Below are 20,484 nucleotides of genomic sequence, written 5' to 3' on the forward strand. Positions count from 1 at the left end.
ACAAAATAGACATGAAAGTAACACTTTATACGGACGGAGCGGCCCGCGGAAATCCAGACGGGCCGGGCGGATACGGAGCGGTGCTCCAGTTTATTGATAAAAATGGGACTCTCCACGAAAAGGAATTGTCCGCGGGATATGTGCGGACAACCAATAACCGGATGGAACTTATGGCAGCGATCGTGGGACTTGAAGCGTTAAACCGGTCCTGTGAGGTAGACCTTTATTCCGATTCGAAATATCTCGTGGACGCTTTCAACCAGAAATGGATCGACGGCTGGGTTAAGCATAACTGGGTCCGCCCTAAGACGGGACCGGTAAAAAATTCGGACCTCTGGAAACGGCTGCTCGTCGCGATGAACCCGCATAAAGTGACGTTCCACTGGGTCAAGGGCCATGACGGCCATCCCGGAAACGAGCGCTGTGACCGCCTGGCCACCAGCGCTGCGGATGGTGGGGATCTGTTGGTGGATACGGGGCTTAGTAACTAAAAAGGCAGTTGCGCTGTTTTTTACAAAAGTCTTACAATGTATTACTAATTTGCGTTTTTTGTTCACAAAGATCTCACGATATGGTATCTTTTTAGTAGAACAGAAGTTACCTGAAAAATCGAGAGGGCACATATGAGCAGACGCAGAATATGGTTGATAATTATTGGAATCCTGATGGCCGGGGTATCCGCCACATGGGAAATGGAAAAATTTGTTTCTTCCCATGGGGTGAATACCGCGGCTGTCGTCGGTTTTGAGGCGGATGCCATGCAGCCGGATGCGGGAAATTCCGGGAATCCCTATATGACAGAGAATCGGATGAAGGTGGCAGAAAATACCCCGGCAGCCCAGAATGCGCCAGCTCCGGCGTGCGGCCCTGCCGATAACGGGATCGCCCTGTACCACGCGGATGCAAAAGCCAGCCGGGGACCGGAAGATGGGGGAGAAGCTTCTGATACTGAAACAAGGATGAAAGAATCTGCGACGAAAGAAAACGCAGCGGCAGAAGCTCCCGATGCGGAGGTCAGCGACCTGTCACTGGCGGATAATGATCAGCTGGCGGTGAGCGGAGGCACAGACGAGGCAGCAGGGATACCGGTGGAAGAGACGGTCAAGTCCCCGCTGGAACCGGACAGCACAGCATCGGAAAATGCAGGGGAAGCAAAACTTGTGATCGAATACACACGTTCTGATCTGGAGGAGCGCCTTGAGGCGGTTAGAATTGAGGCGGAAAAGTACCAGGATGACCAGACGATGAGTCAGACCTCCCGGTATGCGACGGCGGAATATGTGAGAAATCTCTGGGACCGCGAGCTGAACCTGATCTATTCAAGCATCCATAAAGAGATGGACGAGAGTGCAGCGGAAGCGCTCCGCCGGGAAGAAGTGGAGTGGATTCGAAAGCGCGACCTGGCGGCGGATAAAGCCAGTGCGAAGTCAAACAGCACACCATCCCAGAGCATCGAGTATGTCCGCACATCAGCGAGCGTGACGATGGACCGATGCTATGAACTGCTGGAAAATTATGGGGATTACCTGGAGCCTGAGAAAAAATAAAAGACGACACATCGGCGCATTTGAATCACTAAAAAATTCAGATGCGCCGGTTTCACTTATGAAGAAGTGACAGAAAAGCCGTTTGACGGCAGAAAAGGTCCACCAGAATGCCACGGAACAGAAAAAACATCTTGCCAACAGAACGAGAAACGATTATAGTATAAGTTATGAGAATCTGCGCAGAAGACCGGCGCACCGGCTTTACGGGCAGATCCAGAAAAATAATATTATAGAAACTGTACAAATGTGTCATTTTAAACACAGGCGTCTGAATTTTAGACAGCCGGAGAAGGAGGCGTTTTTATGTCCGCATTTTTCGCATCATGTATTTCAACAGCTTTAGAGGCTGTGATTCTGGCCGCAGTTGCCCTGGCGGGTATCGTTCTGGGTAAGAAATTCAGAGATAAAAAAAGTACACAACAGTAACCAGGAGGCAGTACCATGCAGAAATATGGTGTAAACGAACTGAGGAGAATGTTCCTTGAATTCTTCGAGAGCAAGGAACATCTTGCGATGAAGAGTTTCTCCCTCGTTCCGCACAACGATAACAGCTTACTTTTGATCAACTCTGGTATGGCACCGTTAAAGCCGTACTTCACAGGCCAGGAGATCCCGCCGAGACGCAGAGTCACCACATGCCAGAAATGTATCCGTACCGGCGATATCGAAAATATCGGTAAGACAGCCCGCCACGGCACATTCTTCGAAATGTTGGGAAACTTCTCCTTCGGCGATTACTTCAAGACAGAAGCGATCCACTGGGCATGGGAGTTCCTGACCGAATGCGTAGGAATCCCGGCAGACCGTCTCTATCCGTCTGTTTACCTTGACGATGATGAGGCTTTCCGCATCTGGAACGAGGAGATCGGTATCCCGAAAGAGAGAATCTATCGTTTCGGAAAAGAAGACAACTTCTGGGAGCATGGCGCAGGTCCGTGCGGCCCGTGCTCTGAGATCTACTATGACCGCGGAGAGAAGTATGGTACAGGCCCGGAGGACGTTATGGGCGGCGAGGGAGACCGTTTCATGGAAGTATGGAATGTCGTATTCTCCCAGTTCAACAATGACGGACACGGAAATTACACCGATCTGATCCAGAAGAACATCGATACAGGTATGGGACTCGAGAGACTGGCTGTTGTCTGCCAGGATGTGGCATCCCTTTTCGATGTAGATACAAACCGTGCCCTGATGGACGAGGTAGGCGCTCTTGCACACTGCAGATACGAGGAGGACGACAAGAAGGACGTTTCTCTCCGTATTATCGCTGACCACGTAAAGAGCTGCACATTTATGGCATCTGACGGAATCATGCCGTCCAACGAGGGCAGAGGTTATGTATTCCGCAGACTTTTAAGAAGAGCAGCACGTCACGGACGTATCCTCGGCATCGAGGGAAACTTCATGACAAAGCTTGCACAGGTCGTTATTGATCTCTCCAAGGACGGTTATCCGGAGTTAGAGGAGAAGAAAGATATGATCCTCCGCGTGATCGACCAGGAGGAAGAGCGTTTTGCCAACACCATCGACAAAGGCCTTGAGATCCTTGCTGATCTTGAAAAAGATATGGAAGCAAAGGGAACAAAGGTCCTTGCCGGTGAGGATGCGTTCAAGCTTTACGATACTTACGGATTCCCGATCGACTTAACAAAGGAGATCCTCGACGATAAGGGACTCACTGTCGATGAAGAAGGTTTCCACAAGGCAATGCAGGTTCAGAGAGAGACTGCAAGAAGTGCCAGAAAGACCACAAACTACATGGGACGCGACGATATCTACCAGAAACTCGACGCATCCTTAACATCCGCTTTCACAGGATATGACAAGCTTGAGGATGAGTCCAAGGTGACAGCCCTCGTAAGACTTGCCGCTGATGAAGAAGGCGAGGATGAGATCGCAGATGCGGTGACAGACGGTGAGAAAGCATGCGTTATCACCTCTGAGACTCCATTCTACGGAACCATGGGCGGTCAGGTCGGCGACCGCGGCGTGATCGAGAGTGCGAACGGCAAGTTCGAGGTAGAAGATACGATCCACCTTCAGGGCGGAAAGATCGGTCATATCGGACATATGGTAAGCGGTATGTTCCAGACAGGTGAGACAGTAACTCTTAAGGTAAATGAGGAGAACCGTTCCCTGATTGGAAGAAACCACAGTGCGACCCACCTTCTCCACAAGGCATTAAGAACCGTGCTCGGCACACACGTTGAGCAGGCTGGTTCCCTTGTAACAAGAGACAGACTTCGTTTCGACTTCACTCACTTCTCTGCAATGAGCCAGGATGAGATCAAGGAAGTTGAGAATATTGTAAATAAAGAGATCCGCGCGGCACTTCCGGTTGTTACAGATGTTATGAGTCTGGAGGACGCAAAGAAGACAGGCGCGATGGCGCTCTTCGGAGAGAAATACGGCGATAAGGTCCGTGTCGTAAGAATGGGAGACTTCTCCACAGAGCTCTGCGGCGGTACCCACGTTAAGAATACCTCCGAGATCAGCTGCTTCAAGATCCTTTCCGAGGCTGGTGTAGCAGCAGGTGTAAGACGTATCGAGGCACTCACCTCTGATGGTCTGATCCATCACTATGAGAATGTAGAGCAGGAGCTTCATGCGGTAGCAGCTGCAGCAAAGTCCACTCCGGCTGATTTAAAGACAAAGATCGAGTCCATGATGGAGGAGATCAAGACACTCCACTCCGAGAACGAGAAGTTAAAGAGCAAGCTTGCCAAAGAGGCAATGGGCGATGTAATGGATCAGGTTCAGGAAGTGAAGGGCGTGAAAGTCCTCGCAGTCCGCGCAGACGGCGTTGACATGAACGGCTTAAGAAACTTAGGCGACCAGTTAAAGGAGAAGATCGGAGAAGGCGTTGTTGTGATCGCATCCGTTCTTGACGGCAAGGTAAATCTTATGGCTGCTGTGACAGACGAAGCCCAGAAGAAGGGCGCTCACGCAGGTAACCTCATCAAGGCCATCGCAGGTCTTGTAGGTGGCGGCGGCGGCGGACGTCCGAACATGGCGCAGGCCGGCGGTAAGAATCCGGAAGGCGTTGCGGACGCACTCGTAAAGGTTGCGGAAGTCGTTTCTGAGCAGGTAAAATAAGTTAAGAATTAAGGCTGTTTCAAGCCTTTTTGATGCCGGGTTGTGCAAGGTTGCCCGGCATCAAAAATAAATTTGAAAAAAATGCATTTTTCTAGTAAAAATAGGTTGACGAATGTGTAATTTATGATATAATCATACCAGTGCTAAAAAATACCCAAACAGTTGTATTATGCACAATTACACAACTGGAGGGAGGTTAGGTGTGAGCTATGTCAAACGTAATCGTTAAAGATAACGAAAGCCTGGACAGCGCTTTACGCAGATTCAAAAGAAACTGCGCAAAGGCAGGTATTCAGCAGGAGATTCGTAAAAGAGAGCATTATGAGAAGCCGAGCGTAAGACGTAAAAAGAAGTCTGAAGCGGCAAGAAAGCGCAAGTACAACTAATAAGCGTACAGGGGCTGTTCCTTTGGGGACGGCTCCTTTTTCTTTTGCCTGATATGGATACTCGCAGTGGATAAAAATTCAGTTGCCGGATGCAGGTATGAGTATTATACTATTAGAAAATAAATATAAAATATAATGATTGTTTTCTTGCGGTCAGCGCAGCAGGCGTGCAGACCTGCTGCGCAGTTACAAGCAAACTATACAATTCGGAGGAAGAAAAATCATGGAGAAGAAAATTGAAAGTCTGATCAAAGAACACAAGATCATCGCAATTTTAAGAGGTGTGCCGTCCGAGAAGATCGTTGATGTTGCAAAGGCATTATATGATGGCGGAATCCGCCTTTTAGAGATCACTTTTAACCAGAAATCCGAGACAAAGCTCATTGATACACCGAACGCTATCCGCGCAGTCCGCGAGGCGCTGGGGGACAAGATGGTGATCGGAGCCGGAACCGTGATGTCTGTGGAGGAAGTTCGTGCGGCGAAAGAGGCAGGCGCATCCTTCGCACTTGCTCCGAATGTGGACGAGACTGTAATTAAAGAGACTGTAGCATGCGGTCTTGAGTCAATTCCGGGCGCTATGACTCCGTCTGAAATCGCTGACGCTTACCGTTGCGGCGCATCTGTTGTAAAACTTTTTCCGGCAGGAAACCTTGGTCTTTCTTACTGTAAGGCTGTCATGGCACCAATCAACAACGTTCCGATGATCGCAGTTGGCGGTGTGGATGACAAGAACCTTCCAGACTTCTTAAAAGCTGGCTTTATCGGTCTTGGAATCGGTTCCAGCCTTACAAACAAGAAGATGATCGAAGAGGGCAGATACGATGAGTTGAAGGCCTTGGCTGAGGTTTATGTAAAAGCAGCAGAGAACTAAAACAACAGGAGAGCAGTCATAAAATGAAAAACTATACGATCACGATCGACACAGGAACAACGAATACCCGTGTGTACCTGTTTAATGAGAAATATGAGGCAGTGGCATCCGCAAAATCCGAGATCGGTGTCCGCATCACCGCTATCGACGGTAATAATAACCGCTTAAAGGCAGCAATCAAGGGCTGTCTTGAGGATGTCTTAAAGCAGGCTGATATTACATATGACGATGTAAAGCAGGTCGCTGCGTCCGGAATGATCACCTCCAACGTGGGACTCACAGAGATCCCTCACGTGGTTGCCCCGGCATCTGCAGAGGACCTTGCGAAGGCGGCAAAGAGTGTTCTTATCGAGGATGTATGCCCGCTCCCGATCCTCTTTATCCCGGGAGTGAAAAACCGCGACGGAAAGTTGGATCTTACGACCTTCGAGTCGATGGATATGATGCGCGGCGAGGAGGTTGAGACCGTTGCTGTGATCGAGAGCCTTCCAAAGGGACAACCGTATCTTCTCGTTCTTCCTGGTTCCCACACGAAGTTTGTCTCCGTGGACCGCGACGGAAAGATCACTGGCTGCCTCACAACGATCACGGGAGAGCTCCTCTCCGTTATCACAAACGATACCTTGATCGCGGATGCGGTTGGACATTCCTTCGCTTCTGAGGAGACTTATGCGAAAGAGTATGTTCTCGCGGGATACGAGACTGCCAGGAAGACGGGAATCGGCCGCGCATGTTTCTCTGCAAGGATCTTAAATACCTTCGCGGAGCCGGATAAGACGAAGATCGCAAGCTATGTTCTCGGCGCTGTCTTACAGAACGATATGGAGGCCGTAAAGAACAGCAGCGCGTTAAAATGCGATGCTGATACAACGGTTGTGATCTACGGGAAGAATCCCCTGAGAGAAGCTCTCATGGACCTCTTCGCTAAGGAGAATTTCTTCAGGCATGTGACGGAATTCGTCCCGAAGGACTCCGTTCCTACATCTGCCAAAGGAGCCCTGCATATTGTATCTCTGACAGAAAAAAATAAGTAAAATTACGAAAACTCAGGCAGAATTCACATCAATTTTATTGATCTATCACACAACTTAACACGTTCTAAGCGCCTGACAGCTTGACGGCAAGGGCTGGTTTTCCTAAAATAGATATGTATAAAGAATCTCTAAACTTTCTGAAAAAAAATGGGAAGAGATTCAGAAGAAAATATCTAAAAAGGAGAGACTTGTTATGAAAAAACGAGTATTAAGCCTGGCCCTCGCCGCAGCAATGGCGGCATCCCTCACCGCATGCAGCGGTAATTCTACCACAACAGAGACAACGGCAGCTGTCGAGGAGACGAAAGCTGCTGAAAATGCAAATACAGAGAGCAAAAAGGCTGACGGTTCCGGCGTGGATGTATCCGACTGGAAGAATAAGACGGTTACATGTATCGTTCCTTACGATGCAGGCGGCGGTACCGATACAGTTATGCGTGCCTTAGCAGACGCCGCAAAGGGTTCCTTCAAGAATATTTCCGTTGAAAACCGTTCCGGCGGCGGCGGAGCGACAGGCATGCTCGCGGGTGCCAATGCCACGGCAGACGGAACTACCGTTACCATGATCACGGTAGAGCTCGCGACACTTGAGGCTATGGGGACAAACGCAGGACTTACATATTCCATGTTTAAGCCGATCATGATGGTAAACAGCGCATGCTCTGCCATCACGGTAAACGCGAAGGACGACCGTTTCAACACCATCGAGGATTTCATCAACTACGCGAAGGAGAACGAGGTCTCCATGGGCAATTCCGGTAACGGCGCGATCTGGCATCTTGCGGCAGCTGGCCTTGCAAAAGAGACAGGGGCGAAGTTCAAACATGTCGCTTACGACGGAGCAGCAGGTGCGATCACAGACCTTCTCGGTGAGCATATCGATGCGGTAGCGGTTTCCTACGCAGAGGTTGCAAACTATGTTGAATCCGGCGATTTAAAGGTCCTTGCAGTTATGAATGATAAGCGTCTCGACACGATCCCGGATGTTCCGACATGTAAAGAAGCCGGTTACAATGTAGTTCTCGGTACCTGGAGAGGTCTCGGCGTTCCGGCAGGCACACCGGATGAAGTGGTAGAGCAGCTCTATCAGATCTTCTCTGACGCGGCACAGTCAGACGCGTTCGTTGATTTCATGAACAAGTCCAACAATGTGATCGATATCATGGATGGACCGAGTTTTGAGGACAGAATCATTGCTGACCTTGACACTTACAAGACTCTTGTAACTGATCTCGGATTAAAGATTCAGTAAATATCAAAAGGGGACCGCGGTATCAGCCGTGGTTCCCATCTGAAGGCTATGCCGGAGGAAGCAATTTCCGGGTGCCCGGCAGAAAACGATATTATGAAGAATCGAGGTCTCAGCTATGAGAAAAGGAAATATTATTGCGGGCATTGTCTGCGCGGCAGTTGCCCTCTATGTCATCGTGACATGTCTCAGTTATCCGAGGGCGGAAGCTTACGGTACAGGTGTTCCGGGTCCGGGACTCTGGCCGGGCATCATCGCGGCGCTTCTCCTCATCTGCTCGGTCGGTCTGATCGCCGGAACCCTGATGATGAAAAAAGAAGATCTCCCGGAGCTTCCGATGTGGACACCGGGAACAAAGCGTGTGTACATTTCCATGGCGATCCTGCTGGTTTACATGTTGGTGTTGTCCACGGTTGGATTCATCATCCCGTCTGTGATCATGCTGTTTGCGTTCTGCCAGTGGTTCCACAGAGGGGCCGTCTGGAAAAATGCGGTGATCTCCATCGCGGTGATCCTTGTGATCTACTATGTATTCAAAAATTTCCTGAACGTGCCGATCGATTTCGGTATGTTCAGCATATAGGAGGGCTGAGATATGAGTTTCTTTCTTGAAGTTGTACAGTCAGCGTTCAGCCCGATGGTCTTATTCTACATGTTCGCGGGCGTTGCGGCGGGTATCTGCATCGGAGCACTTCCGGGACTGACCGCAACAATGGGTGTAGCACTTCTTCTTCCGCTTACCTTTGGTATGGATGCTACATCCGGTATCTTAATGTTGCTTGGGATTTATGTCGGCGCGATCTACGGTGGATCTATCTCTGCGATCCTCCTTCATACACCCGGTACACCGGCATCCGCGGCCACAGCTATTGACGGATATCAGTTCTCCAAACGCGGTGAGGCGGGGCGTGCGCTCGGTATCGCCACACTTTCCAGCTATATCGGCGGTGTTGTGAGCTGTCTCTGCCTGTGGCTCATCAGCCCGCAGCTCGCGAAGCTTGCGTTAAAGTTCAGCTCGGCTGAGTTCTTTTTACTTGCGGTATTCGGCCTTTGTATCATCGCCAACATCTCCGGTGAGAACATGGCAAAGGGCCTGATCTGCGGATTCTTAGGAATCTTAACAGCTACCGTTGGTATCGACAGCGTAACAAGCTACATTCGTTTTACAGACAACGCGAACCTTCTCTCCGGTATCCAGTACATTCCGGTCATGATCGGCCTCTTCGCGATGAGCCAGGCCTTCGAGACCATCGAGGATATCTACAGCACCGACGAGATCGATGCGACGGTGACAAGACTTCTCCCGACAAAAGAAGATATGAAGACCATGTTCCGGGTCGCTCCGGTTACCGGTCTCATCGGAACCATCATCGGTATCATCCCCGGTGCAGGTGCCGATATCGGATCCTTCGTTGGATACAACACCGCCCGCGGCATGTCCAAACATCCGGAACTGTTCGGAAAAGGAAGCCCGGAGGCCGTAGCTGCTTCTGAGGGCGGCAACAACGGTGTAACCGGTGGTGCCATGATTCCGATGCTGACACTCGGTGTTCCGGGTGATGCTGTAGCAGCTATCATGATCGGCGCGTTAACGATCCAGGGTCTTACCCCGGGACCGATGCTCTTTAAGACCAACAAGGTTCTCGTTTACACGATCTTTCTTGGAATGTTCGTGGCAAACACCATCATGGTGCTCCTCGGATTCTCCTGTATCCGCCTTTTCACAAAGGTACTTAGCGTTCCGAAGACGATCCTCACACCGGTCATCTTTATCCTCTGCGTCGTGGGAAGCTATGCGATGAGGAGCAACTTCTACGATGTGGGAACGATGTTGATTGCAGGCGTGATCGGCTGGCTCATGGGTAAAGTAAAGATCCCGACAAGCCCGGCGATTCTCGGCCTGATCTTAGGCCCGATGGCTGAGAAGAACTTCCGCACCGCGCTCTTAAAGTCCAGCGGGAATGTGGGTGTATTCTTCAATACCCCGATCTGCTGGTTCTTTCTGGCCCTGATCGCATTCACCCTCTTTGGCGCGATCCGCGGACAGTTAAAGAAAAAAGCGGAATAGCTGTTAAGAAAAAATACATAAAAATTCAGGGCACCCTGACCGGGTTTTAAATTAATTTCCAACGGTCAGGGTGTCTTTTTTGGTAAAAACCTACAAAAATTATGAAAAACCATAGGAAATCAAAAGTATCTTTTGTGAAGACTTTCCATAAAACCATTGACAAGTTGTTCACAAACGTCTACAATATGTCGTGTGAAAATTTCATAAAGAAACCTAAAAAATCGTTAAGAAAGTATTAGGAAAGAGAAAAGGAGTAGGTTTTATGAGAAAAAGAGTAGTATCGCTCGCAATGGCAGCAGCTATGGCTCTCTCCCTGACAGCTTGCGGAAGCAGCTCCAGCAAAACAGAGACAACTGCAGCAGCTACAGAGGCAGCAAAAACAGAGACAACTGCAGCAGCTGAGGGAGCAGCTACAGAGGCAGCAGCTTCTGGCGTTGACACATCCGCATGGAAGGATAAAACAGTTACATGTATCGTTCCTTACGATGCAGGCGGCGGTACCGATACAGTTATGCGTGCTTTAGCAGACGCAGCGAAGGGTTCCTTCAAAAACATCTCCGTAGAGAACCGTTCCGGCGGCGGCGGAGCAACCGGTATGCTTGCTGGCGCAAACGCTAAGGCTGATGGCACAACCGTTACCATGATCACAGTAGAGCTTGCAACTCTTGAGGCTATGGGAACAAACGCTGGTCTTACATATTCCATGTTTAAACCGATCATGATGGTAAACAGCGCATGCGCAGCTATCACAGTAAACGCGAAGGATGATCGTTTCAACACGATCGAAGACTTCATCAACTACGCAAAAGAGAACGAGGTTTCCATGGGTAACTCCGGTAACGGCGCGATCTGGCACCTTGCAGCAGCAGGTCTTGCAAAAGAGACAGGCGCTCAGTTCAAACACGTTGCTTACGATGGAGCAGCAGGTGCGATCACAGACCTTCTTGGTGAGCACATCGACGCAGTAGCAGTTTCCTACGCTGAGGTTGCTAACTACGTTGAGTCCGGCGACTTAAAGGTTCTTGCAGTTATGAACGACAAACGTCTTGATTCCATTCCGGACGTTCCGACATGCCAGGAAGCTGGTTACAATGTAGTTCTTGGTACATGGAGAGGTCTTGGTGTTCCGAAGGATACTCCGGATGAGGTTGTTGACCAGCTCTATGAGATCTTCTCTCAGGCAGCACAGTCTGACGCGTTCGTTGACTTCATGAACAAGTCCAACAACGTGATCGACGTTCTTGACGGCGCTACATTCGAGGAGCGTATCAAATCTGACCTTGAGACATACACAGCTCTGGTTACAGATCTTGGTCTGAAAGTACAGTAATGTAAACCGGCTCACCGGGGAGTGGGAAACCCACTCCCCGGTTTTGTCTGTGAGGGCTTTCCCCAGGGAGACCTCTGCGAGACAGTTGTTTTAGAATGGAGTTTCAATATGAGAAAAGGAAATATTATCGCAGGTCTGATCTGCGCAGCTTTAGCTGTTTATGTGATCGTTACCTGTCTTGGCTACCCGAGAGCAGAAGCTTACGGTACAGGCGTTCCGGGTCCGGGACTCTGGCCGGGGATCATCGCAGCCCTTCTTCTGATCTGCTCCGTAGGCCTTATCGTCGTTACCCTGATGATGAAGAAAGACCAGTTCCCGGAGCTTCCGATGTGGACACCGGGTACAAAACGTGTATACATTTCCATGGCGATCCTGCTTGTATACATGCTGGTATTATCTACACTTGGATTTATCATTCCGTCAGTGATCATGCTGTTCGCGTTCTGCCAGTGGTTTCATAAAGGCGCTTTCTGGAAAAACGCACTGATCTCCGTGATCGTGGTCCTGGCAATTTACTTTATTTTCAAGAACTTCCTGAATGTGCCGATCGACTTCGGTATGTTCAGCATTTAAAGAAAGGGGTAGCAGAATGAGTTTCTTTTTAGAAGTATTTCAGAGCGCGTTCAGCCCCATGGTACTGTTCTACATGATCGCAGGTGTAGCAGCCGGAATCTGTATCGGAGCACTGCCGGGACTTACCGCAACTATGGGTGTAGCCCTTCTTCTGCCGCTTACATTCGGTATGGATGCCACAGCAGGTATCCTCATGTTACTTGGAATTTACGTGGGAGCAATCTATGGCGGATCTATTTCCGCGATCCTTTTACATACACCGGGTACACCGGCCTCTGCTGCAACCGCTATTGATGGATATCAGTTCTCCAAGCGCGGTGAGGCAGGACGTGCACTCGGTATCGCAACACTTTCCAGTTATGTGGGCGGTGTTGTCAGCGTTCTCTGCTTATGGCTCATCAGCCCGCAGCTTGCGAAGCTTGCATTAAAGTTCAGCTCTGCTGAGTTCTTCTTACTCGCGGTATTCGGACTCTGTATCATTGCCAACATCTCCGGCGAGAATATGGCAAAGGGCTTGATCTGCGGATTCTTAGGAATCTTAACAGCTACTGTCGGTATCGACAGCGTAACAAGCTACATCCGTTTCACAGACAACGCAAACCTTCTCTCCGGTATCCAGTACATTCCGGTTATGATCGGTCTGTTCGCGATGAGCCAGGCTTTCGAGACCATTGAGGATATCTACAGCACGGATGAGATCGATGCGAGCGTAACAAGACTTCTTCCGACAAAGGAGGATGTGAAGACGATCCTTCGTGTTGCTCCGGTTACGGGCCTCATCGGAACCATGATCGGTATCATCCCTGGTGCCGGTGCCGATATCGGATCCTTCGTTGGATACAACACTGCCCGCGGCATGTCCAAACATCCGGAACAGTTCGGTAAAGGAAGCCCGGAGGCAGTAGCTGCTTCTGAGGGTGGTAACAACGGTGTAACCGGTGGTGCCATGATCCCGATGCTGACACTCGGTGTTCCGGGTGATGCCGTAGCAGCCATCATGATCGGTGCGTTGACGATCCAGGGTCTTACCCCGGGACCGATGCTCTTTAAGACAAACAAGGTCCTCGTTTACACGATCTTCCTTGGAATGTTTGTGGCAAACACCATCATGGTACTCCTCGGATTCTCCTGCATCCGCCTTTTCACAAAGGTATTAAGCGTTCCGAAGACGATCCTTACACCGGTCATTTTCATCCTCTGCGTCGTAGGAAGCTACGCGATGAGAAGCAACTTCTACGATGTGGGAACGATGTTGATTGCAGGCGTGATCGGCTGGCTCATGGGTAAAGTAAAGATCCCGACAAGCCCGGCGATCCTCGGTCTGATCTTAGGGCCGATGGCTGAGAAGAATTTCCGTACTGCACTGTTAAAGTCCAGTGGTAACCCGGTCGTATTCTTCAACACCCCGATCTGCTGGTTCTTTCTTGCCCTGATCGCGTTCACACTGTTTGGTGCGATCCGCGGACAGTTAAAGAAGAAAACAAATTAAAAATTGTGAATTTTTAAGCCGCGTCTGCTCTCCGGTTTTGTGCCGGGGAGAGGGGCGGCTTTTGTAATAGAAAATTTTGAGGAATTTCCTGTATATGGCGAAAGGATGCCGGTTGACAGAAGGCAGGAAAGAATAATAGAAAGACATGGCGCATAAGATTTTGCAAGGCATAATTCGGCGGAGTAAGACATGAGAGGGCAGAAAAACGATGATGTTACCCGGACGGACTCCGCCGGGGTGTTTGCGGACGCATTGGGCGGGGAGACGCTTTTGACGCTCATCGGGACACGGGCGGTACATATTGAAAATTACAGGAGCATTCTTGTATACACGGATACGGAGATCAGAATCCAATGCAGGCACTATATTCTTTCTGTCTCCGGGAAAAAGTTAAAGATCTGCTATTACGATAAAGATGAGATGAAAATATCCGGCCGCCTGGAGGTGATCCGGTTTGAATAGATTTGAAAAATTGTGGGAGGGAAGCGTGAAAGTCCGGATCGATGGGAGAGGGATGGAGCGCTTTTTTAATATCGCGGCGCAGAGAGGGATCGTGATCGAAAAAATCGAGACAAAAGAGATCCCTGCTGCGGAATATGACGGCAATCGGCATGATCGATATGATAACCATGTTGAAAAGAAAGAATTGGAAAAAGAGGACAAGAAACAGGGGAAAACTGTCTGCTTCGAGATATCACCGAGAAACTTTAAACGTCTGAAGCCGATCGCCCGGAAAACAGATGTCCGTCTGCGGATCACGGAAAAGCACGGTTTTCCATTCTGGCTGATCCTGGGCCGCCGCAGAAGTCTCTGGGCCGGAGGTCTGGCAGCCTTTTTTCTGCTGATCTATCTTTCATCTTTTTATGTGTGGGACATTTCCTTTGATGGAAATCATCGTTTTACGGATGAGATGCTGCTGCATTTCATGGACACGATTCCGGTGCAGTGTGGGATGAGAAAAAAAGAGATTTCCTGTGGGGATCTGGAAAAACAGATCCGGAACGCGTTCCCGGAGATCGGCTGGGTATCCGCAGAACTGACCGGCACAAGGCTTACAGTCCATGTGCGGGAAAATGACGGGATCCTGAAGGCGGAGACCGGATCAGATGCGCCCTGTGAGCTCACAGCAGGATCAGATGGCACCGTGACAAAGATCATCGTCCGGAACGGGATTGTCAGGGTGAAAGCCGGGGACGAGGTGAAAACAGGGGATGTCCTGGTCTCGGGGAAGCTTCCGATCTACGATGATTCCGAGACACTTGTGAAGACAAACTTAGTCCATGCGGATGCGGAAGTCTACGCAGAAACAACGAGAACGGTTACATGGAAGATCCCGGTTGTGGAGGAGATCCGCGCGGGAACAGGAAAGAAACGCATGGGCGTGTTCTTTAAATTCCTGGATACGGAATTCTGTTTCCTGATGCCGGACCTAAAAAAAGAAAGCAGCTGGGAACTTTTCATGGAAGAATCCCAGCTCAGATTTTCGAAAAATTTTTACCTTCCGGTCTACGGCGGGATCCTCGCTGCCAGGGAATATATTCCCTACGAAAAAGTCCTCACAAAATCAGAAGTTTCGGATTCTGCTGACCGGTATTTGAACGAATATATGCAAAATCTCACCGAAAAAGGTATACAAATCCTTGGTAGTGATGTTAAAATAGAGAGAAGTGAATCACACTGGAAGATTCATGGAACACTGACGGTGGTGGAGGACATCGCGAAAGAATCCCCCATGCCGGAAGATCAGGAGGAGATTCAGACAGTAGATGAGCATCATTGAGACAATCATAGACATTCCGGCAGAACATGAGCGGAAGGTCTGCGGACAGTTTGACAGTTATCTGAAAAAAATCGAGCGGACGCTTCACGTATCCATGGTGGCGCGGGACGGGGAGATCAAGGTCATCGGACCAGATCATGCGGTAAAACGCGCGAAGAGCGTATTTTCAACGCTTCTGGAACTCTCGAAGCGGGGCGAAGAGATCGGGGAGCAGAATGTGGATTACGCCCTGGCTCTTTCCTTTGAGGATAAGGACACGGAAATGCTTTCCCTGGACCGCGATATCATCTGTCACACCATAAATGGAAAACCGGTAAAACCGAAGACTCTTGGACAGAAGCAGTATATCGATCTGATCCGGAAAAAGATGATCGTGTTCGGCGTGGGACCTGCGGGAACCGGAAAAACGTATCTTGGCATGTCCATGGCAATCCAGGCCTTTAAGAATGGAGAGGTGGGCAGGATCATCCTGACACGTCCGGCCATCGAGGCGGGAGAGAAATTAGGCTTCCTTCCGGGCGACCTTCAGAGCAAGATCGATCCGTACCTGCGCCCACTTTACGACGCCCTCTACCAGATCATGGGCGCGGACAGCTATCTTCACAATTCAGAGAAAGGCCTGATCGAGGTGGCGCCTCTCGCCTACATGCGCGGACGTACCTTAGATAACGCCTTTATTATCCTGGATGAGGCCCAGAATACGACCCAGGCACAGATGAAGATGTTCCTTACAAGGATCGGTTTCGGTTCCAAGGTCATCATCACCGGCGACCAGTCCCAGAAGGATCTGCCTGCAGGCCAGGTATCCGGCCTCGACGTGGCGCTTAAGGTACTGAAGAATATCAACGATATCGGAATCTGCCGGTTCTCCAACGAGGACGTGGTAAGACATCCGCTTGTCCAGAAGATCGTAAAGGCATATGATGAATATGAAGGCCGTGAGAAACCGGAGAGAAGATCTTACACGGAACATGGAAAAAGCGGCCGGGAAGGACGGGAACAGAGATGACAGTGACAGTGGAGTACGAAGCGGAGGAAAAACTGGATCTTCCGTACGAAGAGATCATTAAAAACGTGATCGAGGAATCCCTGGATTATGTAGAATGCCCGTATGACGCGGAGGTGAATGTCCTCCTTACGGATAATGCCGGGATTCACCAGATCAATCTTGATATGCGCGGGATCGATAACCCGACAGACGTTCTGTCGTTCCCGATGTGCGATTTTGAGACACCGGGTGACTTTTCCCATCTTGAAGAAACGCCGGAGGAATACTTTGACCCTGACACAGGGGAGTTACTTATGGGGGATATCGTAATTTCCGTGGACAAGGTGAAAGAGCAGGCAGAGAAGTACGGCCACTCCCAGACGAGAGAGCTGGCATTCTTAGTTGCGCACAGCATGCTTCATTTATCCGGCTACGACCATATGGAGAATGATGAGCGGATCCAGATGGAGGACATGCAGAGAGAAATTCTGGAACGGAGGGGTTACAGGAGATGAGAAGACGGGGCAGAGCATTTATTATTGGTATTGGAATCATGATGGCTGCGGCAGCTCTTTCCGGGTGCGGAAAGAAGGCTGAAGAAGCAGCTGTGACAACGGAGGCGCCTACAGTGACGCCGGAAGAGACGAAGACCATCGTTCTTGAGACAGAACCGACGACGGAGGCGGAGACGGAGCCGGAAGGCCCGGAAGAGCGCAAAGAGGTCGACGGAAAGATCCAGAGTTACCTGACCGGTGAGATGGTGGATGTGGCGAAAGCTAACAGACGCCCTGTTGCGGTCATGATGAGCAATGATAAAGCATCTCTGCCCCAGTACGGCATCAACCGGGCGGATGTTGTCTACGAGGCGCCGGTGGAGGGCGATATGAACCGCTACATGGCGATCTTCGAGGACTATGATGATATCGAGCGGATCGGTTCCGTCAGAAGCTGCCGTACCTATTATACATATTTCGCAAGAGAGTACGATGCGATCTATGCCCACTACGGACAGAGCACCTTCGCAGTTCCGTATCTGAAAAGTGTGGACAACATCAACGGTGTCGATGGCACAGGCGGAAATGCGTTCTACCGCACAAAGGACAAGAAGGCACCGCATAACGCCTATACAAGTGGCGCGAAATTAAATAAGACCATCGGCCAGCTGGGCTACCGCACTTCCTACAGCGATACCTACACGGGACATTTTCAGTTCTCAAAGAATACTTATGTCCCAGCGGAATCCGACGCGAAGGACGCGTACAAGTTCTACCCGTCCTACACGATGAATAATCCGTGGTTCGAGTACAATGAGAGTGACGGAAAGTATCACCGTTTCCAGTACGGCGGAAAGCACAACGGCGACGGCGGGCAGATTGCGGTCAATAATGTCATTTTCCAGTATGTGGAGTGGGGACATTACGCCAGCACTGATTACCTCAATATCAATGTCCATAAGGGCGGAGCGGGTTATGTATTTACAGGCGGAAAGTGCGTTCCTGTATCCTGGAAGAAGGATGGGGACTTCGGACCGACCCGCTACTATGACTCTGCAGGAAAGGAAGTTATGCTTAACAAAGGAAAGACCTGGATCTGTATTGTAGGCGCAGACAGGTACAGTAAAGCTGAAATTTATGGAAAGTAACAGACAGAAAAAGAAAAAGGAATCCAATTTCGTTGTCCAGGGAAGTATCCTGGCAGTGGCATCCATCGTCGTGAGGATTATCGGAATCGCTTACCGTGTTCCGATGATCAACATCATCGGTGATGAAGGAATGGGATATTACGGAACAGCGTTTAATGTATACAATATTGCGTTGCTCCTCTCATCCTACAGCCTGCCCCTCGCTGTGTCGAAAATGGTTTCCGCGAGACTTGCAGGGAAGCAGTACCGGAATGCAGCGAGAATCTTACGCGCGGCGCTCTGTTATGCCACCATCGTGGGTGCCTTTGCGGCCGCGGTGATCTGGTTCGGTGCTGATTTCTTCGCAAAAGACGTATTTTTTATGCCCTATGCGGCATTCGCACTAAGGACATTAGCCCCGACGGTATGGATCATGGCGTATCTCGGCGTGTTCCGCGGATATTTCCAGGGGCAGGGGACCATGGTGCCCACTGCCTTTTCCCAGGTCTTTGAGCAGATCGTAAACGCCATCGTCAGCGTTGCAGCGGGAAGCTTTCTCTTTAACGAGGCGTTAAAGACAGAGGTGTTAAAGAACCAGACAGGAGACGGATATTCCAACGCCTGGGGCGCTGCAGGCGGTACCATCGGTACAGGTGCGGGCGCATTTACTGCATTGATCTTTCTGCTGTTTTTATTTGCAGCTTGCGCGAAGATGAGAAAGCGCCGGATCAGAAGAGACAAGACGGAGGTTCTGGAGAGCTACGGGGACATCACAGGAGTCCTGTTCTTCACGGTAGTCCCGGTCATCTTGAGCTCCGCGATCTACAACTTAAACAGTGTGCTGGACAACGGGATCCTCGCGTACAACTTTAAGACCCTGGGACAGGGGGACGAGTTCGCCTCCATCTGGGGTGTATATACAGGAAAGTATCACCTGCTGATCAACGTGCCGATGGCGATCTCAAACGCCCTTTCTTCCTCCCTGATCCCATCCGTATCCAGGGCGGTGGCTGTGGGAGATAAAAAGCTTGTGAGAGCGCGCGTGGCATCCGCGATCCGATTCTCCTGCATCGTTGCGATCCCGTCCACGGTGGGCCTTACAGTGCTTGCAGGACCGGTAAACGACCTTTTATTCTCCGGAGATAATTCCCTGGCAATCCGGATGACGATCTACGGTTCCCTTGCGGTGGTATTCTACTCCGTGTCCACGGTCACAAACGCGATCCTCCAGGGCATCGATAAAATGCGCCTCCCGATCTTCCACGCGGTGATCTCCCTGGTGCTTCACCTGATCGCCCTGGAGATCATGGCCCTCGGATTCCACATGGGAATCTACAGTATGGTATTCGCGAATATCCTGTTCGCGCTCTTTATGGTCTTGATGAACGCGAGATCCATCCGGAAGCTTCTCGGCTACCGACAGGAGATGAAGAAGACAGTGATCATACCGGTGATCGCTTCCGCGGTGATGGGAATCTTCGCTTTTGGTTCCTACCAGCTTGCCCATCTTGCGGTGAAGAGCAATGCGATTTCCACCCTGCTTGCGATGATGATCGCGGTGGTCGTATACGGTGTGCTGCTTATTAAGCTTGGAGCACTGTCTGCGGCAGAATTAAAGACGATGCCGGGCGGAACGAAGCTCCTGAGAGCGTTCAGAAAACTGCATCTGATGTAAAGGCGGAACGTGCGGAAATAAACCGGGACAGCTGTCTGACTGCCGGTGCATGGACAGAAATTTGGTTTTATGTGTTTAAAATAGAAAAGAAAGCAGATAATACTTTCAAAGGAGGAATATTCCTATGAAAAAGTATGTATCCTGCTTTCTTTTCTTTTTCTTTCTGACATCCGCGAGCTTGATCACATTGTTTCTCATGACGGTTGGGGAGGAAGCCCAGAGGGCGGAAGAGGTACAGATGCAGGAATCTGTGGAGGAACCGGTATTTGCGAAGGAGACAAAAGAGGAGATCCATGTGGTCTTGAATATGGAGCAGGTTGAAAATCAGACCGTGGCGGAGGATGAGGAACGGTATTTCCTTGTGGCGGAGGAAGGTTATCTCATCGTTTACGATAAAGGACAGGAGACCACAGACCTCTTCACCCATATGCCCCTGGCGGAATTCCCGGCGGAGGAGCAGGAGCGGCTGATGACGGGGATCTGGTTTCCGACAATGGCTGAAATTTTCAGTTATCTGGAGTCTTACAGCAGTTAAAATTTCGCCCGGAAAGTCAATTTGAGGTACTTTTTGCCTGAAATGGGTAAGATGCGGAACAGTTACTACTTGAAATTTTTGCGTCAGGTCGATATACTAGTATAAAAATTGTGTAATTGCCTGGCAGGTCTGCGCATTTGCTGCGCTGACCGTGAGAAAACTTGGCGAAATTGTTTGATACTGGGGCAGTAGTCTTAAAGTCTGGAAATCGGTCTCAGATCACAGGAAAAACCAGAGAC

At 50.1% G+C, this 20,484-nt stretch carries 20 protein-coding genes; all 20 read left to right on the top strand.

What is annotated here, in order from left to right:
• Positions 1–11: 11 nt before the first annotated feature.
• The 20 genes from rnhA (at position 12) to GPK83_RS01435 (ending at position 20,245) form a co-directional block, all read left to right on the top strand.
• Positions 12–491 (top strand): ribonuclease HI, encoded by a 480-nt coding sequence (gene rnhA / locus GPK83_RS01345; protein ID WP_015554296.1) that lies wholly within the window; start codon positions 12–14, stop codon positions 489–491.
• Positions 492–623: 132 nt separating this feature from the next.
• Positions 624–1,547: a lysozyme inhibitor LprI family protein gene (locus tag GPK83_RS01350; RefSeq protein ID WP_215703815.1), complete on the top strand. Its 924-nt coding sequence runs from the start codon at positions 624–626 to the stop codon at positions 1,545–1,547.
• 303 nt (positions 1,548–1,850) lie between these two features.
• On the top strand, positions 1,851–1,973 hold the full coding sequence (locus GPK83_RS17095) for a hypothetical protein (protein ID WP_015554298.1): 123 nt from the start codon (positions 1,851–1,853) through the stop codon (positions 1,971–1,973).
• A 15-nt stretch (positions 1,974–1,988) separates the two neighbouring features.
• Entirely contained in the window at positions 1,989–4,643 is a 2,655-nt protein-coding gene (alaS, locus tag GPK83_RS01355; protein ID WP_215703816.1) for an alanine--tRNA ligase, read from the top strand.
• 209 nt (positions 4,644–4,852) lie between these two features.
• Positions 4,853–5,029 (top strand): 30S ribosomal protein S21, encoded by a 177-nt coding sequence (gene rpsU / locus GPK83_RS01360; RefSeq protein WP_003504099.1) that lies wholly within the window; start codon positions 4,853–4,855, stop codon positions 5,027–5,029.
• A gap of 223 nt (positions 5,030–5,252) precedes the next feature.
• The gene (locus tag GPK83_RS01365) at positions 5,253–5,903 is read left to right on the top strand and encodes a bifunctional 4-hydroxy-2-oxoglutarate aldolase/2-dehydro-3-deoxy-phosphogluconate aldolase (protein ID WP_215703817.1); all 651 of its coding nucleotides are present in this window, start codon (positions 5,253–5,255) and stop codon (positions 5,901–5,903) included.
• Positions 5,904–5,926: 23 nt separating this feature from the next.
• Positions 5,927–6,937 (top strand): 2-dehydro-3-deoxygalactonokinase, encoded by a 1,011-nt coding sequence (locus GPK83_RS01370; protein ID WP_117566417.1) that lies wholly within the window; start codon positions 5,927–5,929, stop codon positions 6,935–6,937.
• Positions 6,938–7,130: 193 nt separating this feature from the next.
• A complete protein-coding gene (locus tag GPK83_RS01375; RefSeq protein WP_215703818.1) occupies positions 7,131–8,189 on the top strand; it encodes a tripartite tricarboxylate transporter substrate binding protein in 1,059 nt (352 codons plus the stop codon).
• 115 nt (positions 8,190–8,304) lie between these two features.
• The gene (locus GPK83_RS01380) at positions 8,305–8,769 is read left to right on the top strand and encodes a tripartite tricarboxylate transporter TctB family protein (protein WP_015554303.1); all 465 of its coding nucleotides are present in this window, start codon (positions 8,305–8,307) and stop codon (positions 8,767–8,769) included.
• Between the two features lie 12 nt (positions 8,770–8,781).
• Positions 8,782–10,254 (top strand): tripartite tricarboxylate transporter permease, encoded by a 1,473-nt coding sequence (locus tag GPK83_RS01385; RefSeq protein WP_117483176.1) that lies wholly within the window; start codon positions 8,782–8,784, stop codon positions 10,252–10,254.
• 262 nt (positions 10,255–10,516) lie between these two features.
• On the top strand, positions 10,517–11,584 hold the full coding sequence (locus tag GPK83_RS01390) for a tripartite tricarboxylate transporter substrate binding protein (protein ID WP_015554305.1): 1,068 nt from the start codon (positions 10,517–10,519) through the stop codon (positions 11,582–11,584).
• Between the two features lie 108 nt (positions 11,585–11,692).
• Positions 11,693–12,157, top strand: coding sequence for a tripartite tricarboxylate transporter TctB family protein (locus tag GPK83_RS01395; protein ID WP_015554306.1), 465 nt, complete (start codon positions 11,693–11,695; stop codon positions 12,155–12,157).
• A gap of 16 nt (positions 12,158–12,173) precedes the next feature.
• Positions 12,174–13,646: a tripartite tricarboxylate transporter permease gene (locus tag GPK83_RS01400; protein WP_015554307.1), complete on the top strand. Its 1,473-nt coding sequence runs from the start codon at positions 12,174–12,176 to the stop codon at positions 13,644–13,646.
• A gap of 189 nt (positions 13,647–13,835) precedes the next feature.
• Positions 13,836–14,108 carry a YabP/YqfC family sporulation protein gene (locus GPK83_RS01405; protein ID WP_015554308.1) on the top strand — a complete coding sequence of 91 codons (273 nt, stop codon included), beginning with the start codon at positions 13,836–13,838 and terminating at the stop codon, positions 14,106–14,108.
• Complete coding sequence (locus GPK83_RS01410; protein ID WP_215703819.1) at positions 14,101–15,426, top strand: sporulation protein YqfD; 1,326 nt, start codon at positions 14,101–14,103, stop codon at positions 15,424–15,426. The genes GPK83_RS01405 and GPK83_RS01410 overlap by 8 nt, the downstream gene beginning before the upstream one ends.
• Positions 15,413–16,435, top strand: coding sequence for a PhoH family protein (locus tag GPK83_RS01415; RefSeq protein ID WP_015554309.1), 1,023 nt, complete (start codon positions 15,413–15,415; stop codon positions 16,433–16,435). Before GPK83_RS01410 ends, GPK83_RS01415 begins: the two co-directional genes overlap by 14 nt.
• Complete coding sequence (ybeY, locus tag GPK83_RS01420; RefSeq protein ID WP_215703820.1) at positions 16,432–16,929, top strand: rRNA maturation RNase YbeY; 498 nt, start codon at positions 16,432–16,434, stop codon at positions 16,927–16,929. The genes GPK83_RS01415 and ybeY overlap by 4 nt, the downstream gene beginning before the upstream one ends.
• Positions 16,926–18,056 (top strand): DUF3048 domain-containing protein, encoded by a 1,131-nt coding sequence (locus GPK83_RS01425; RefSeq protein ID WP_215703821.1) that lies wholly within the window; start codon positions 16,926–16,928, stop codon positions 18,054–18,056. Before ybeY ends, GPK83_RS01425 begins: the two co-directional genes overlap by 4 nt.
• A complete protein-coding gene (locus tag GPK83_RS01430; protein WP_215703822.1) occupies positions 18,046–19,710 on the top strand; it encodes a polysaccharide biosynthesis protein in 1,665 nt (554 codons plus the stop codon). Before GPK83_RS01425 ends, GPK83_RS01430 begins: the two co-directional genes overlap by 11 nt.
• A gap of 124 nt (positions 19,711–19,834) precedes the next feature.
• Positions 19,835–20,245, top strand: a complete 411-nt coding sequence (locus tag GPK83_RS01435; protein WP_215703823.1) for a hypothetical protein — start codon at positions 19,835–19,837, stop codon at positions 20,243–20,245.
• Positions 20,246–20,484: the final 239 nt, after the last annotated feature.

It is taken from the genome of Clostridium sp. MCC328 (genome assembly GCF_018785465.1).
In the GTDB taxonomy this organism is placed as follows: Bacteria; Bacillota; Clostridia; order Lachnospirales; family Lachnospiraceae; genus Pilosibacter; species Pilosibacter fragilis.